Annotated in this window: 14 protein-coding genes; 4 read left to right on the top strand and 10 right to left on the bottom strand. The window is 70.4% G+C overall.

Annotated elements, in window-relative coordinates; translation table 11 throughout:
• Positions 1–88 precede the first annotated feature (88 nt).
• Together F6B42_RS11015 and glpK are read left to right on the top strand one after the other, a co-directional pair.
• On the top strand, positions 89–1,816 hold the full coding sequence (locus F6B42_RS11015; protein WP_223878460.1) for a glycerol-3-phosphate dehydrogenase/oxidase: 1,728 nt from the start codon (positions 89–91) through the stop codon (positions 1,814–1,816).
• Positions 1,813–3,351: a glycerol kinase GlpK gene (glpK, locus tag F6B42_RS11020; RefSeq protein ID WP_150419742.1), complete on the top strand. Its 1,539-nt coding sequence runs from the start codon at positions 1,813–1,815 to the stop codon at positions 3,349–3,351. Before F6B42_RS11015 ends, glpK begins: the two co-directional genes overlap by 4 nt.
• 31 nt (positions 3,352–3,382) lie before the next feature.
• Here glpK and F6B42_RS11025 read toward each other — a convergent pair whose 3' ends face one another.
• Both F6B42_RS11025 and F6B42_RS11030 read right to left on the bottom strand, forming a co-directional pair.
• Positions 3,383–4,258: an Fpg/Nei family DNA glycosylase gene (locus F6B42_RS11025; RefSeq protein ID WP_150419743.1), complete on the bottom strand. Its 876-nt coding sequence runs from the start codon at positions 4,256–4,258 to the stop codon at positions 3,383–3,385.
• Positions 4,259–4,336: 78 nt separating this feature from the next.
• Entirely contained in the window at positions 4,337–4,900 is a 564-nt protein-coding gene (locus tag F6B42_RS11030; RefSeq protein ID WP_150419744.1) for a GNAT family N-acetyltransferase, read from the bottom strand.
• Between the two features lie 441 nt (positions 4,901–5,341).
• Here F6B42_RS11030 and F6B42_RS11035 point away from each other — a divergent pair, with 441 nt between their 5' ends.
• Complete coding sequence (locus tag F6B42_RS11035; RefSeq protein WP_223878461.1) at positions 5,342–6,382, top strand: endonuclease domain-containing protein; 1,041 nt, start codon at positions 5,342–5,344, stop codon at positions 6,380–6,382.
• A gap of 501 nt (positions 6,383–6,883) precedes the next feature.
• On the opposite strand, the gene F6B42_RS11040 is transcribed toward F6B42_RS11035, so the two are convergent.
• The 8 genes from F6B42_RS11040 to sdhC are packed head-to-tail and all read right to left on the bottom strand — an operon-like array spanning position 6,884 to position 14,044.
• Positions 6,884–7,372, bottom strand: a complete 489-nt coding sequence (locus F6B42_RS11040) for a hypothetical protein (protein WP_150419745.1) — start codon at positions 7,370–7,372, stop codon at positions 6,884–6,886.
• Complete coding sequence (gene trpS, locus F6B42_RS11045) at positions 7,365–8,369, bottom strand: tryptophan--tRNA ligase (RefSeq protein WP_150419746.1); 1,005 nt, start codon at positions 8,367–8,369, stop codon at positions 7,365–7,367. The genes F6B42_RS11040 and trpS overlap by 8 nt, the downstream gene beginning before the upstream one ends.
• 42 nt (positions 8,370–8,411) lie before the next feature.
• Entirely contained in the window at positions 8,412–9,281 is an 870-nt protein-coding gene (locus F6B42_RS11050; protein ID WP_150419747.1) for an exodeoxyribonuclease III, read from the bottom strand.
• A gap of 16 nt (positions 9,282–9,297) precedes the next feature.
• Positions 9,298–10,482 (bottom strand): YihY/virulence factor BrkB family protein, encoded by a 1,185-nt coding sequence (locus F6B42_RS11055; protein ID WP_150419748.1) that lies wholly within the window; start codon positions 10,480–10,482, stop codon positions 9,298–9,300.
• A gap of 53 nt (positions 10,483–10,535) precedes the next feature.
• Positions 10,536–11,294: a succinate dehydrogenase iron-sulfur subunit gene (locus F6B42_RS11060; protein ID WP_150419749.1), complete on the bottom strand. Its 759-nt coding sequence runs from the start codon at positions 11,292–11,294 to the stop codon at positions 10,536–10,538.
• The gene (gene sdhA / locus F6B42_RS11065) at positions 11,294–13,120 is read right to left on the bottom strand and encodes a succinate dehydrogenase flavoprotein subunit (RefSeq protein WP_150419750.1); all 1,827 of its coding nucleotides are present in this window, start codon (positions 13,118–13,120) and stop codon (positions 11,294–11,296) included. The genes F6B42_RS11060 and sdhA overlap by 1 nt, the downstream gene beginning before the upstream one ends.
• A 46-nt stretch (positions 13,121–13,166) precedes the next feature.
• Positions 13,167–13,610, bottom strand: coding sequence for a succinate dehydrogenase hydrophobic membrane anchor subunit (locus F6B42_RS11070; RefSeq protein WP_150419751.1), 444 nt, complete (start codon positions 13,608–13,610; stop codon positions 13,167–13,169).
• On the bottom strand, positions 13,610–14,044 hold the full coding sequence (gene sdhC / locus F6B42_RS11075; protein WP_150419752.1) for a succinate dehydrogenase, cytochrome b556 subunit: 435 nt from the start codon (positions 14,042–14,044) through the stop codon (positions 13,610–13,612). Before sdhC ends, F6B42_RS11070 begins: the two co-directional genes overlap by 1 nt.
• A 190-nt stretch (positions 14,045–14,234) precedes the next feature.
• Between sdhC and F6B42_RS11080 the strand changes: the two genes are divergently transcribed.
• Complete coding sequence (locus tag F6B42_RS11080; protein WP_150419753.1) at positions 14,235–15,350, top strand: mannose-1-phosphate guanylyltransferase; 1,116 nt, start codon at positions 14,235–14,237, stop codon at positions 15,348–15,350.
• The last annotated feature ends 88 nt before the right edge of the window (positions 15,351–15,438 follow it).

A 15,438-nucleotide genomic window follows, 5' to 3' on the forward strand; every position in this document is an offset into this window, starting at 1 on the left:
GCCCCACAGGCCGTTTCCACACGTCGCCCCGGCCCCGTCGCCGGTGTCGGTTGAGATGATGGAAACCACGTTCGCCGAAAGGAACCCCATGCCCGAGCCGACGTCGCCGATCGACTCCCTCCGCGAGCGCCCGAACGCGGATGTCCTCATCATCGGAGGAGGGATCAACGGTCTCGCCGCCTTCCGCGACCTCGCGCTGCAGGGCGTCGACGTGGCGCTCGTCGAACGCGGGGACTTCATCAGCGGCGCGTCCGCGGCGTCCTCGCACATGATCCACGGCGGCATCCGGTACCTCGAGAACGGCGAGTTCCGCCTCGTGCACGAGGCGGTCACCGAGCGGAACGCCCTCCTGCTCTCGGCCCCCCACTACGTCCGGCCGCTGCGCACCACCATCCCGATCGGGTCCACCTTCTCGGGCCTGTTCACGGCCCCGCTGCGCTTCCTCCGCCACGGCGCGGGGCCGCGCCGGCCGCGCGGCGCGCTGCTGATCAAGATCGGCCTCGTCATCTACGACTCGTTCTCGCGCGGCGGCGGCCGCGTGCCGCGACACAGCTTCCACGGGCGCCGGCGCTCGCTCGCCGAGATCCCCGAGCTGCACCCCGACACCGCCTACACCGCGACCTACTGGGACGCCTCGCTGCACGACCCGGAGCGGCTCGCCATCGACGTGCTGCGCGACGGCCGCGCGGCCGGCGGCGACCGGGCGCGCGCGGCCAATCACGTCGCAGCCGTGGCGACCCGCGACGGTCGCATCGTGCTGCGCGACGAGAGCGGCGCCGAGTCGACCTTCACCGCGCCGGTCGTCATCAACGCCACCGGCCCGTGGACGGATCTCACGAACGACGCACTGGGGACCCCGACCCGGTTCATGGGCGGCACGAAGGGCTCGCATATCGTCCTCGAGCACCCGCGCCTGCTCGAGGCGACCGCCGGTCGCGAGCTGTTCTTCGAGAACAACGACGGTCGCATCGTCCTCATCTATCCGCTCAAGGGCCGCGTGCTCGTGGGGACGACCGACCTCGAGCACGACATGGCCGACCCGATGGTGTGCACCGAGGACGAGGTCGACTACTTCATCGACCTCATCGGCCAGGTGCTTCCCGGCATCCCCGTCGACCGGTCGCAGATCGTCTACCGCTTCTCGGGTGTGCGCCCGCTCCCGGGCCACGACGGACTCGCACCGGGCTTCGTCTCGCGCGACTACCGCATCGAAGCTGCGACTCTCGGCAGCGGAGAGACGACCAGCACGCTCCTCAGCCTCGTCGGCGGCAAGTGGACGACCTTCCGCGCGTCGGGCGAGGCGCTCGCCGACCGCGCGCTCGAGATCATCGGGATGCCGCGCCGCACCTCCACCAAGGGGCGCGCCATCGGCGGCGGCGCCGGCTTCCCGACCACCGAGGCCGCGCACCGTCGCTGGGTCGACACCCACGCCGGGACGGTCGCGCCCGAGCGCGTCGCCGAGCTGCTCGATCGCTACGGCACCGTCGCGGCCGACCTGGTCGCGGCGATCGCCGCCGACGCCGAGGACGCCCCGCTCGTCCACGCCCCGCGCTACAGCACGGCCGAGCTCCGGCACCTCGCCCGCACCGAGGACGTCCACCACCTCGACGACCTGCTCATGCGCCGCACGAGCATCGCGTTCACCGGCGGCGCCACGAGCGACGCCGTCCGCGAGATCGCCGAGGCCGTCGCCCCGGTGCTCGGGTGGGATGCCGCTGCGATCGAGCGCGAGGTGCGGCTCGCCGAGCAGCGCGTGCACGCCGCCGATCCCTCGTGGGAGGATGCGTCGACGCATCTCGAAGAGGAGGTCGTGTGACCCACATCCTCGCGATCGACCAGGGGACCACCTCCACGCGGGCGATCGTCTTCGACGAGACCGCACGGATCGTCACGACCGCTCAGCGCGAGCACGAGCAGATCTTCCCGCGAGCGGGACGCGTCGAGCACGATCCGGTCGAGATCTGGACCAACACCCAGTGGGTCGTCGCGACGGCCCTCAGCCGCGCGGGAATCGGCTCCGACGATCTCGCCGGGGTCGGCGTGACGAACCAGCGCGAGACGGTCGTCGTCTGGGACCGCCGTACCGGGCGCCCGATCCACAACGCGATCGTCTGGCAGGACACCCGCACCCAGCCGGCACTCGACCGCATGATCGCCGAGCACCCCGACGGTGCGTTCCGGTTCGCCGAGGCGACCGGGCTGCCGCTGGCGAGCTATTTCTCCGCCTCGAAGATCGCCTGGATCCTCGACCACGTCGACGGTGCCCGTGCGCGCGCCGAGGCCGGCGACCTGCTGTTCGGCACCCCCGACACCTGGGTGGTCTGGAACCTCACCGGGGGAGTGCGCGGCGGCATCCACGTCACCGACGTCACGAACGCCAGCCGGACGCTGCTCATGGAGCTGACCACCCTCGACTGGTCGGACGACCTGCTCGCGCACTGGCGCATCCCGCGATCGATGATGCCCGAGATCCGCTCGTCGTCGGAGGTCCTCGGCGACGTCGACGTTCCGGAGGTGCTGCGGGGCGTTCCGATCGCCGGCATCCTCGGCGACCAGCAGGCGGCGACGTTCGGCCAGGCGGCGTTCGACGCCGGGGAGTCGAAGAACACCTACGGCACCGGCAACTTCCTGCTGCTGAACACCGGCACCGAGATCGTCCGTTCGGACGCGGGACTCATCACGACCGTCGCCTACCGGTGCGGTGACGAGCCGGCGCGCTACGCGCTCGAGGGGTCGATCGCCGTCACCGGCTCGCTCGTGCAGTGGCTGCGCGACAACCTCGGGATCATCCAGCGCTCCGAAGACGTCGAAACACTTGCGGCGACGGTCGACGACAACGGCGGCGCGTACTTCGTGCCGGCGTTCTCGGGACTGTTCGCGCCCTACTGGCGGCCCGACGCGCGCGGTGCGCTGCTCGGCCTCACCCGGTACGTGACGAAGGCCCACATCGCGCGAGCCGCCCTCGAGGCGACGGCGTTCCAGACGCGCGACGTGCTCGACGCGGCACTCGGCGACAGCGGCCGGTGTATCGACGAGCTCCGGGTCGACGGCGGGATGACGCGCAACGACTTCCTCATGCAGTTCCAGGCGGACGTGCTGGGCCTGCCTGTGGTGCGTCCGAAGGTCGTCGAGACGACGGCGCTCGGTGCCGCCTACGCCGCGGGCCTCGCGACCGGCGTGTGGTCGAGTCGCGACGAGCTGCGACGGTACTGGCAGGAGGATCGCCGATTCGAGCCGCGGATGGATTCCGACGAGCGCGGACGCCGCTACCGCCTGTGGCAGAAGGCCGTGTCGAAGTCGCTCGACTGGGTCGACGACGACGCCCGCACCCTCATGGACACCCTGGACTGAGGCTGCTGCGCGCTGCTCCTCGCGCGCGCCGTCACTTCAGCAGCCGCGAGAGCCGGCGGTCGGCGAGCAGCTTGCCGCCGGTCTGGCACGTCGGGCAGTATTCGAGGCTGTTGTCGGCGAAGAAGACGCTGCGCACCTCATCGCCGCACACCGGGCAGGTCTCGCCGCGGCGCCCGTGCACGCGCATCCCGCGGCGTTTGGCGTCCTTGAGATCGGCGGGAGGTCTGCCGGATGCCGCAGCGACCGCCTCGGCGAGGGTGTCGGACATCGCCGCGAAGAGCCGGTCGATCTCGGCGTCGTCGAGCGTCGCGGCCAGAGCGTACGGCGACATCTTCGCCGCGTGGAGGATCTCGTCCGAGTAGGCGTTGCCGATGCCCGCGATGATCGACTGATCGCGCAGGACGCCCTTGATCTGGGTGCGGCGTCCGGCGAGCAGACCCGCGAAGGCGTCGCGATCGACGGCCGGATCGAGCGGATCCGGGCCGAGACGGGCGATGCCGGGCACCTCCGCGGGGTCGCGCACGACGGAGATGGCGAGCGACTTCTTCGTGCCCGCCTCGGTGAGATCGAATCCCGACCCGTCGTCGAAGCCGATGCGGAGCGCGATCGGGGTCTTGCCGGGGCGGATGACGGTGGCAGGTAGGGCCTCGTACCAGCGGAGCCACCCGGCTTTCGCCAGATGGAAGACGAGGTGGATGCCGGCATCCGTCGTCAGGTCGACGAATTTGCCGTGGCGGGCGGCTCCGGTGACGGTCGTGCCGACGAGCGCATCGATCGGCGGGTCGTAGGTCTTCAGGGCGGCGATGTTGGCGACGCGGGCCGTGGTGATGGAGCGTCCGACCAGGCGGCCGCCCTCGCGTGCGCCGAGGTAGTCGACGAGTCCCTGCACTTCCGGCATCTCGGGCATGCGGTCATCCTGCCACGCGGCTCCGACGCGTCGGCAGGGGTTGCGCGGCTCGGGCCGGACCCCTCGCCGGGAGCCGGCTCAGTCCGGCAGGATCGGCCAGGTCTGCGGGGCCCGATCGTCGGTCGGCAGGAGGGCCGCGATCCACCCGTCGTGGCGGCCCCGGACGTCGGAGAGTCCCTGTCGCAGCAGCCCTTCGTACCGGAAGCCGAGGCTGCGCGCGGTGCGGGCCGAGGCGACGTTTCCGACGACCGCGCGCCACTGGATGCGCGCGAGGCCGAGCGGCTCGGCGAAGCCGAAGTCGACGACCGCCCGCGCCGCCTCCGTGACGTAGCCGTGGCCGCGCGCCGAGGCGGCCATCCAGAACCCGATCTCCGCCGCCCCGCCGGGATGGGCGCCGTGGAGGCCCATCATCCCGATCCACGACCCGCCGGTGCGGATCGCCCAGGTGAGCTCCGTTCCGGTGCGCCACCATTCGCCGACGCGGTCGACGAAGTCCTCGGCGTGCGAGCGCTCGTAGGGCGAGGGCAGCGTCGTCCAGCGCGGGACCTCCGGATCCTGCGCGGCGATGGTGATCGCGTCCACGTCGAAGTCGGTCGGGATCGACAGCTCGAGCCGCGGCGTCCGCAGCGTGACCGGTTCCATCCCCCGACCCTAGCGACCGCCCGGCGGCGGTTGGCTCGGGTGCGGCCGTCAGCGCGGTGCCGGTGCCGGTGCATGGTGCCGGTTCGTGCGTGGTCCCGGCGAGCCCGTTCTCAGGATCACTCCGCACCGGCACCCGCCGCGGCGGCGCCGACGACGAGAAGGCCTGAGATCGGCGCATGGCGAGCGGCCGGTGCCGGTGGCGGTGCGTGCGCGTGCGTGTGCGTACGGGCGGAGGCGTGCGTGAGCCGGCATCCGTCTGGACCGGTTTGGGTGCGCGTGAGCACGTTCTCAGGACAAGATCGCCCGATCAGCCGGCGCGCGGTGTGGAGCCGCACAACGTCCTGACCAATGGCCTCACGCGGGGAACTGACGGCCGGGAGAGCGGGCTGATCAGCGCGCGGTGGTGACGGATCCCGGTGTGCTCTTTCTCAGGAGAACGCGATGGTCGATGGCGCGTCGAGCGGCGGGATGCGGCGGATTCCTGAGCGCGGGGCGCCTGCCGTCCTCCTCTCCCCATTTGCGGAGACCCGACGATTGTCCATGGAGATCGGATGCCGGTCGCAAACCGCCCGCGCTGGGGCGGAGGCTGAGGCGGTGCTCCGTCCACCCGAACGTGCCGCAGTCCGACAGCAGGCCGCCGTTGTGCTGACGGCCGGATTCTCCTCCCGGAACGACCTTCTGGCGTCCGGGCTCCGGCGGCGCGACATCGCGCGGGCGGTTGCCGATGGACGCCTCGTGCGCGCACGCCGCGACCACTACGTCTCCCCGGACACGCCCACCCCACTCATCGACGCGTGCCGTGCCGGTGGCGTGCTCAGCTGCGTGAGCCTGTTGCGACTCCTCGGCGCGTTCGTGCTCGACGATGACCGCTTGCACGTGCGCGTCGCGCAGAATGCCGGCCGCCTGAATGAGGAGTGGACCCGGACGGCTCGAGTCCACTGGTCCGACACGCCGCGTCGACCGGGCGACGGCGAGCTGGCGGACAGCCTGCCGCAGGCGCTGTCCCACGCCGTACGCTGCCAGCATCCGCGTGCTGCGATCGCCACGATCGACAGCGCGATCCATCTCGGACTGATGGAGCCCAGCGACGTCGATGTGCTGTTCTCAGGTCTGCCCGCACGCTACGGCCGCCTGCGCCCCCTGATCGACGGACGCGCCGAAGCCGGCACGGAAACGCTGATGCGCCTCATGCTGCGCGGCGTCGCGCACTCCGTCGAGCCGCAGGTGCGCATCGCCGGCGTCGGTCGGGTCGACCTTCTCGTCGATGGCTGGCTCGTCGTCGAGTGCGACAGCGACGCCCACCACGCAGGTCTCGCCGCCCGACTCACCGACAGTCGCCGGGACCTGGCATTGGCGGCGCTGGGCTACACGATCCTGCGCCCCATGGCCGCCGACATCATGTGGAATCCGGAGCGCGTGCTTGCTGCGGTCCGTGGACTCCTCGCGCACGGGCCCTCTCGTCGCCCACGCCCTCGACGCTGAGCCGGGCCGCTTCTCAGGAGATCAGTGACGGACGCCGACCGGCGGGGCCGAATCGCGCGGGCTGTCCTGAGTTGCTGCACGAGGTGAGGTGAAGCGCGTAGCGCGGCGGCGCGAGGTCCGGCGCGGCTCGAGGCGCGGCTGCCGGGCGTACCGTTCTCAGGAAATCAGTGACGGACGCCGGCCGGTGGGGCATGATCGCGCGGACTCTCCTGAGTTGCTGCACGAGGTGCGGCTGCGCGGCTGCACGAGGTGGGGGGGCGCGGCTGCGCGAGGTGCGGCTGCGCGGCTGCACGAGGCGAGGCGCGCGGCGCGGCTGCACGAGGTGAGGGGCGCGGCGGCGCGCGGCGCGGCTGCGCGAGGTGCGGCGCGCGGCGCGGCTGCGGGGCGCGTACCGTTCTCAGGAGACACGCCGCGTCCGGGGCGGGTGCGCGGCCAAACGTTCGCGTTCTCCTGAGCAGCGGCCGCCAGCGGCGGGCCGACACAGCGGGGAGCCGGCGCGGGTCAGCCCGCGGGGTTCTGCGAGATGTACACGGCCATCGCCGCGAGGTTCGACAGCGGCGCCATCGCGCCGTTGCCGGGGGCGTCGAAGACGAGCGCCTCGACCCCGGCCTCGGCGTAGGAGGCGACCCACGCTGCGGCGGAGGGCAGCGGCACCGCGAGCATGCGCGAGGACTCGTCCTCGCTCAGACCGAAGCCGAGCGCCGCCGCGTGAGCGCGGTCGGCGGTGGAGAACGCGAAGATCACCGCTCCGTCGTCGGTGCGCAGGGCGAACGGCGTCGGCTCGTCGTCGGTGCCGCGGGCGAGGAAGAACCAGCGATCGAGGGCGAACGCCGCGCGCCACAGCCGCTCCTGCACCGCGACGTCCGTCGGCGCCTGCTTCGAGGCCTCGGCCGCACGGTCGAGCGCGGCGAGCAGCTCGGGCGAGACCTCGGGTGCGTCGGCACCCGACGGCGCGCGCTCGCCACCGGCGTCGCTCTCGGTCTCAGGCACGACGCAGCAGTCCGATCTTGTCGTAGACATCGCCGAGGGTGCGGTCGGCGACCTCGTCGGCGCGGGCGGCGTTGGCCGCGAGGACGCGGTCGAGCTCAGCCGGGTCGTCGAGCAGCTCGAGCGCACGCTCGCGAACGGGACCGAACTCGGCGACGACGACCTCGGCGAGACCCTTCTTGAAGTCGCCGTAGCCGCGTCCGGCGTATTCGTCCTCGATCGAGGGGATCTGGCGTCCGGTCAGGGCCGCGTAGATCACGAGGAGGTTCGAGACACCCGGCTTGCTCTCGCGGTCGTAGCGGACCGAGCCCTCCGAGTCGGTGACCGCTCGCATGACCTTCTTCGCCGAGACCTTCGGGTCATCGAGCAGCCACAGCACGCCGGCATCCGACTCCGCCGACTTCGACATCTTCGACGTCGGGTTCTGCAGGTCGTAGATGCGCGCGGTGTCCTGCTGGATCACCGGCATGGGCACCCGGAACGTCTCGCCGTAGCGCGAGTTGAACCGTTCGGCGAGCGTGCGCGTGAGTTCGACATGCTGCTTCTGGTCGTCGCCGACCGGCACGATGTCGGTCTGGTAGAGCAGGATGTCGGCGGCCATCAGCACGGGATAGGTGAACAGGCCCACGTTGGTGGCGTCCGTGCCGTAGCGCTGCGACTTGTCCTTGAACTGCGTCATCCGGCCGGCCTCCCCGAATCCCGTGATCGTCGAGAGGATCCAGGCGAGTTCGGCGTGCGCACGGACGTGTGACTGCACGTACAGCGTGGACCGCGACGGCTCGATGCCCGCGGCGATGTACTGGGCCGCGGTGCGCCGCGTCTTCTCCCGCAGCTCGGCAGGATCGTTGGGCTGCGTCAGCGCGTGCAGGTCGACGACCGAGAAGAAGGCGTCGTAGGTGTTCTGCAGGCCGCGCCACTGCATGAGGGCCCCGATGTAGTTGCCGATCTGGAGCGAATCGGCGGACGGCTGCATTCCGGAGTACAGGCGGGGCTTGGTCACCAGACGAGTCTACGGGCGCTGCGGCACGAGCCCGGGCGGATGTCAGCCCGGGAAGACGTAGTCGGCGACGACGGGGGCGTGGTCGCTCCAGCGGGTGTCCCACGACGGGGCGCGTACGACGCGGTAGTCGGTGACGCGCTCGGCGAGTCGCGGGGTCGCGAGGTGGTAGTCGATGCGCCACCCGGTGTCGGTGTCGAATGCCTTCCCCCGGTTCGACCACCACGTGTACGGACCATCCACCTCGCCGGCGAACCGGCGGCCGACGTCGACCCAGCCGAGGCCGGTGCCCCGCTCGCCGTCCACGGTCTCGATCTCGGCGCCGGCGGCGCCCGTGAAGCGGTCGACGTACGCGCGCTCGCGGGGGAGGAACCCCGCCTTCTTGCGGTTGCCGCGCCAGTTGCGGATGTCGAACTCGCGATGGCCGACGTTGAGGTCTCCGGTGATGACCGCGAGGTCGCCGAGCTGCGGCATCCGAGTCTCCATCGCGTCGAGGAACGCGTACTTGGAGACCTGCTTCTCGGTGTCGGCCTCGCCGGTGAAGACGTATGCGCTGACGACCGTCACGCGCTCGCCGGCCACGTCGATGTCGGCCTCGACCCAGCGGCCCTTCGAGTCGAGGTCGTCGTCGCCGAGTTCGATGCGCCAGACATCCAGCGGCTCGCGCGCGGCGATCGCGACGCCGGCGCGCCCCTTGGCGAGGGCCTCGTCGGACACGATGTGCCACCCGGGCAGGGCTGCGGCGAGGTCGGCGGGTTGGGCCCGCACCTCTTGCAGCGTGAGGATGTCGACCTCCGCCGTTTCGAGCCAGGCGCTCATTCCCTTGCGGACCGCCGCACGGATGCCGTTGACGTTGACCGAGGCGATACGGAGGCTGCGTGACACGTCTGCCAGCGTAATCGGCCTCGCCGACATGCCCCGCCTGCGCTCTTCAGTCGAGCGCCGTGCCCGCGCCACCACCGGCGGCCGGCCCTCCGGCCTCCGCGCGCTCGAGCAGCTCTCGTGCCCGCTTCACATCGCGGCGCGCCGACATCCGCTGCCACCACGCCGCGTCGGCGAGGGCGTGCTCGGCGTCGCGCACCTGCGCCAGGGCGACGACCCGGAGCGCGCGCTGCTCGCGCTCCCGCCGCTCGGCGTCGGTCAGGATGACCAGGGGGATGTCGTCGTCGTCGGCCGAGACGGCGACCCATGATGCGGCGACGAGGATGACGATGCCGGCCAGGCGGAGCCAGAGCAGGATGCCGACGACCACCGAGAACGTCGCGAGGAGCGGGTTGGTGGGGGAGTACACGGCGAGGAAGCCGGCGCCGAGCTGGAGTGCGCTGAGCGCGATGCCGCCGAAGAGCGACCCGGGGACGATCTTGCGCCAGGGCAGCGAGGTGCCGGTGAGCAGACGGATGAGGAACGTGAGCGCCGTGGCGTTGAGGACGATCGCCACGAGCACGGACGCGAGCCGGCTGAGGACGTCGACGGTCGTGGACGTGTAGGGGACCGCGAGGGCGTCGAACACCTGCCGGGCGATGCCACCCGCGACCAGCCCCAGGGCGGCGCCGAGGATCAGCGCGAGGCCGAACAGTCCTGCCGCGAGGAAGTCCCGGAGTTTCAGCAGGATGAAGCTGCGGGTGTCGAACGGCAGGCCGAAGATGTCGCGAACGGCGCGACGGGTGAAGGTGACGAACCCGATGGCGGTCCATACCGCGACGGCCAGGGCCACAGCGCCGGTCACCGCGAGGAGACTGCCGCTGTCGCGCGCGATCGCGGTCACGTCCGCGGGATCCACCGGGCCGTCCCCCGAGATGAGCGCGGGGATGTAGGTGTTGACGACTCCGATGAGCGCGTCCACGGCGGTCGTCGACCCGCCGAGCCAGAGGCCCACGATCGCGAAGGCGGTGTAGAGCGTCGCGAAGAGGGCGAACAGCGACTGGTAGCTGATGCTCGCCGCGAGGAGGAAGCCGTTGTGGCGCAGGAAGTGGCGCCACACCCGGATGGGGAACCAGCCGAGCGTCCGACGCGTCACCCGGGTGGCGCGTTCGATCGGCTCATCGAGGCGCTCGCGCAGACGGGACGAGTCCCACCGATCGCGCAGCGCCTCGCCGTTCGAGGGGTCAGAGCTCACGTCGTCGAATGTACCGGCACGGCGGGCGGGGTCCGCCCGCCGTGCGTCGCGGATCAGCGTCCGCGCAGGACCGCCTGCTTGACCTCGGCGATCGCCTTGGTGACTTCGATGCCGCGCGGGCAGGCCTCGGTGCAGTTGAAGGTCGTGCGGCAGCGCCACACACCTTCCTTGTCGTTGAGGATGTCGAGACGCACGTCGCCGGCGTCGTCGCGCGAGTCGAAGATGAAGCGGTGCGCGTTGACGATGGCGGCGGGACCGAAGTACTGGCCGTCGGTCCAGAACACGGGGCACGATGACGTGCACGCGGCGCAGAGGATGCACTTGGTGGTGTCGTCGAAGATCTCGCGGTCGGCGATCGTCTGGATGCGCTCCTTGCCGGCCTCCGGCTTGGAGTTGGCGATGAGGAACGGCTGCACGTCGCGGTAGGAGGCGAAGAACGGCTCCATGTCGACGACGAGGTCCTTCTCGAGCGGCAGGCCCTTGATCGCCTCGACGTAGATCGGCTGCGAGATGTCGAGATCCTTGATCAGCGTCTTGCAGGCGAGGCGGTTGCGGCCGTTGATGCGCATGGCGTCGGAGCCGCAGATGCCGTGGGCGCAGGAGCGCCGGAAGGTCAGCGAGCCGTCGACCTCCCACTTGATCTTGTGCAGGGCATCGAGCACGCGGTCGGTCGAGTAGAGCTCGACGTCGTAGTCGACCCAGCGCGGCTCGCTGTCGAGCTCGGGGTCGAACCGGCGGATGATGAAGGTGACCAGGAACGACTGGATGCCGGTGTCGTTCGTGACTTCCGTCTCGGGAGCGACCAGGGTCATCAGTACTTCCTTTCCAGCGGCGGGTACCGCAGTTCGCCGGCCTCGTTCTTCGTGAACACGACGGGCTTCCAGTCCAGCCGGATGTGATCCTCGGCGTGGGACGAGTGCGGGTCGCCCGAGAGGTACGACATCGTGTGCTGCATGTAGTTCTCGTCGTCGCGCGAGGGGTAGTCGTCGCGCATGTGGCCGCCGCGGCTCTCCTTGCGGTTGCGGGCGGCGACGACGACGACCTCGGCGATGTCGAGGAGGAATCCGAGCTCGACGGCCTCGAGCAGATCGGTGTTGAACCGCTTGCCCTTGTCGTCGACGTGGATGTTCTTGAAGCGCTCGCGCAGGTCGGCGATGACGTCCATGACGTGCAGCAGCGACTCCTCGGTGCGGAACACCTGGGCGCCCTTGTCCATCTCGTCCTGGAGCGTCTTGCGCAGGACCGAGATGCGCTCGGTGCCGGGGTTGTTGCGCACGCCCTCGATGAGGTCGCGGACGGCCGCGGCGGGGTCCTCGGGCATCGGGACGAACTCGGCGGTCTTGACGTACTCGACGGCGTTGCGTCCGGCGCGCTTGCCGAAGACGTTGATGTCGAGGAGCGAGTTGGTGCCGAGGCGGTTCGAGCCGTGGACCGAGACGCACGCGCACTCGCCGGCGGCGTAGAGACCCGGCACGACGGTGTCGTTGTCGGCGAGGACCTCGGCCTTGATGTTGGTCGGGATGCCGCCCATCGCGTAGTGCGCGGTGGGCATGACGGGCACGGGCTCGACGACCGGATCGACACCGAGATAGGTGCGGGCGAACTCCGTGATGTCGGGGAGCTTCGTCTCGAGGACCTCGGCGCCGAGGTGGGTGCAGTCCAGCAGCACGTAGTCGCGGTGCGGGCCGGCGCCGCGACCTTCCGCGACCTCCTGCTGCATGCAGCGGGAGACGATGTCGCGCGGGGCGAGGTCCTTGATGGTGGGGGCATAGCGCTCCATGAACCGCTCGCCCGAGGCGTTGCGCAGGATCGCGCCCTCGCCGCGGGCGCCCTCGGTGAGGAGGATGCCGAGACCGGCCAGGCCGGTCGGGTGGAACTGGAAGAACTCCATGTCCTCGAGCGGCAGGCCCTTGCGCCAGACGATGCCGACGCCGTCACCCGTGAGGGTGTGCGCGTTGGAGGTCGTCTTGTAGATCTTGCCGAAGCCGCCGGTCGCGAACACGACCGCCTTGGAGTGGAAGACGTGCAGGTCGCCGGTGGCGAGGTCGTAGGCGACGACACCGGCCGTCTGGGTCGACCCGTCCGCGGCGGTCACGGTGATGAGGTCGAGCACGTAGTACTCGTTGAAGAAGTTGATGCCGAGCTTGACGCAGTTCTGGAACAGCGTCTGCAGGATCATGTGGCCGGTGCGGTCGGCGGCGTAGCAGGCGCGGCGCACCGGCGACTTGCCGTGGTCGGCTGTGTGCCCGCCGAAGCGGCGCTGGTCGATCTTGCCCTCGGGGGTGCGGTTGAACGGCAGACCCATGTTCTCGAGGTCGATGACGGCGTCGATGGCCTCCTTCGCGAGGATCTCCGCGGCATCCTGGTCGACGAGGTAGTCGCCGCCCTTGATCGTGTCGAAGGTGTGCCACTCCCAGGAGTCCTCTTCGACGTTCGCGAGCGCCGCGGCCATACCGCCCTGCGCCGCCCCCGTGTGCGAGCGCGTCGGGTAGAGCTTCGAGATCACCGCGGTACGGGCTCCGGGACCGGCCTCGATCGCCGCGCGCATCCCGGCGCCGCCGGCGCCGACGATCACGATGTCGAACTGGTGGTAGTGGATGCCGTCCTTGACGACGACCTCTTCGGTCTGGGTGCTCACTCGGCGAGCCTTTCGTTGCTGTGAATCACGTCGGGGGTGCGCCCGGTCAGCCCTGGCACGTCTCCCAGAGCATGCTGTCGGCAGTCACGCCCAGGCAGGGATCGAAGGTGAACACGACGAGCGTGCCCAGCAGGATCAGAAGCCCGGCCGAGAGCCAGAGCGCCCAGACGAGGACCTTCCGCGCGGTGGCGTTCGTGACGTAGTCGTTCACGATCGTGCGCATGCCGTTCGCGCCGTGGATGAGGGCGAGCCAGAGCATCAGCACGTCCCACCACTGCCAGAAGGGGCTCGCGAACTTGCCCGCGACGAACGCGAAGTCGATGCCCTTGATGCCCTCGCCGAGCATCAGGTTCACGAACAGGTGGCCGAAGATGAGGACGACCAGGAGCACGCCGGAGGCGCGCATGTAGACCCAGCCCCACTTCTCGAGGTTGGCGCCCTTCTTGCGGACCTGCGGGCTGCGGGGTGCGGCCAGGGTGTCGGCGGTCATCAGTGACCCCCTCCAATCTCGGAGAGAACGATCGGCACGTGACGCACCGAGAAGCCCAGCACCGTGACGGCCCAGACGGCGATGACGCCCCACCACAGCTGACGCTGGTGGCGCGTGGCCCACGGCCACAGGTCGACGGCGATGATGCGCAGTCCGTTGAAGGCGTGGTACACGATGGCTGCGACCAGGGCGACCTCGCCGAGACCCATGATCGGGTTCTTGTAGGTGCCGATGACGGCGTCGTAGGCCTCGGGCGAGACCCGGATGAGCGCCGTGTCGAGGATGTGGACCAGCAGGAAGAAGAAGATGGCGACGCCGGTGATGCGGTGAAGCACCCAGGACCACATGCCCTCGTTCCCGCGGTACAGCGTTCCGCGCGGGGTCTTGGATGTGGTCTGGGCTACCGACGGTGTGACGCGTGCTGGTGCAGACACGGACGTCCTCCCTGGATCGAACACGGTTCGGAGGGGCGAGCGATGCCCCGGTGGGGATGGAGTCCCCCGGCGTCACATGGGCGCACGTCAATTCTAGGCCGGGAAAATCGGGGTCGGCGACGAAGGGCACCCTAAAGAACCGCGGATCTTGCGGCATCGAGCGTGCTCGTCGCACCGTTACGCTCGGAGCATGGTCGACGAGATCCCGGACTTCTACGCCGTCATCCCCGCCGGGGGAGTGGGCAGCAGGCTCTGGCCGCTGTCCCGCGCCGACGCGCCCAAGTTCCTGCACGACCTCACCGGGTCGGGCCATTCGCTGCTGCGCGACACATGGGACCGGCTCGCCCCCCTGTCGGGCGAGGACCGCATCGCGGTGGTCACCGGCCGTGCGCACCGCGCCGCCGTGGAGTCGCAGCTGCCCGGCATCCCCGACAGGAACGTCTTCCTCGAGTCCGAGCCGCGCGACTCGGCCGCTGCCATCGGCCTCGCCGCGGCGATCCTGCACCGCCGGCATCCCGACGTCATCATGGGGTCGTTCGCGGCGGACCACGTCATCCGCGGCAGCCGCGTGTTCGAGTTCGCCGTGCGGGATGCCGTCGAGGTGGCCCGCGAGGGATACATCTGCACGATCGGGATCACCCCGTCCGAGCCCGCGGTCGGGTTCGGCTACATCAAGCGCGGCGGCGAGCTCATCGTCGACGGCGCGCGCGACGCCTCCCTCGTCGAGCGCTTCGTGGAGAAGCCCGACCTCGACACCGCGCGCGAGTACGTCGCCGATCGCTCGTACCTGTGGAACGCCGGCATGTTCATCTCGCGCGCCGACGTCCTGCTGGCCGAGATCGAGGCCAACAACCCGCAGCTGCACGCCGGGCTCCTCGAGCTCGCCGAGGCGTGGGACGACCGGGAGCGCCGCGGCCCCGCCGTCGACCGGATCTGGCCGACGCTGCCGAAGATCGCTATCGACTACGTCGTCGCCGAGCCCGCCGCCGAGAAGGGCAGGCTCGCCGTCGTCCCCGGTCACTTCGACTGGGACGACGTGGGCGATTTCGCGAGCCTCGCGAAGCTGAACTCCGGCGGACGCAAGAACGATCTCGCGATCCTCGGCGAGAACGCCCGCATCCTCTCGGATGCCGCGAGCGGCATCGTCGTCAGCCACACCTCCCGCGTGATCAGCCTCATCGGCGTCAAGGACATCGTCGTCGTCGACACCGCCGACGCACTCCTGGTGACCACGAGCGAGCACGCCCAGCGGGTCAAGCACGTCGTCGACGCCCTGAAGCTCACGGGGCGCGGCGACGTTCTGTGACGCGCGTATTGCGTCTTTGTAACCATTCGCCGGGCGCGGCGAGTCCGGGGTGCAACCCAGGCGAAACAGTAGGTAACTTCTTTGCAGC

The organism is Microbacterium radiodurans, assembly GCF_008710705.1.
GTDB classification, from domain to species: Bacteria; Actinomycetota; Actinomycetes; order Actinomycetales; family Microbacteriaceae; genus Microbacterium; species Microbacterium radiodurans.

Bases quoted from the DNA above. Each gene is read 5' to 3' on its own strand.
- F6B42_RS11015 (WP_223878460.1), top strand. From the start codon at position 89: ATGCCCGAGCCGACGTCGCCGATCGACTCCCTCCGCGAGCGCCCGAAC.
- F6B42_RS11025 (WP_150419743.1), bottom strand. From the start codon at position 4,258: ATGCCCGAGATGCCGGAAGTGCAGGGACTCGTCGACTACCTCGGCGCA.
- F6B42_RS11030 (WP_150419744.1), bottom strand. From the start codon at position 4,900: ATGGAACCGGTCACGCTGCGGACGCCGCGGCTCGAGCTGTCGATCCCG.
- F6B42_RS11035 (WP_223878461.1), top strand. From the start codon at position 5,342: ATGGTCGATGGCGCGTCGAGCGGCGGGATGCGGCGGATTCCTGAGCGC.
- F6B42_RS11050 (WP_150419747.1), bottom strand. From the start codon at position 9,281: ATGTCGGCGAGGCCGATTACGCTGGCAGACGTGTCACGCAGCCTCCGT.
- F6B42_RS11060 (WP_150419749.1), bottom strand. From the start codon at position 11,294: ATGACCCTGGTCGCTCCCGAGACGGAAGTCACGAACGACACCGGCATC.
- F6B42_RS11070 (WP_150419751.1), bottom strand. From the start codon at position 13,610: ATGACCGCCGACACCCTGGCCGCACCCCGCAGCCCGCAGGTCCGCAAG.
- F6B42_RS11080 (WP_150419753.1), top strand. From the start codon at position 14,235: ATGGTCGACGAGATCCCGGACTTCTACGCCGTCATCCCCGCCGGGGGA.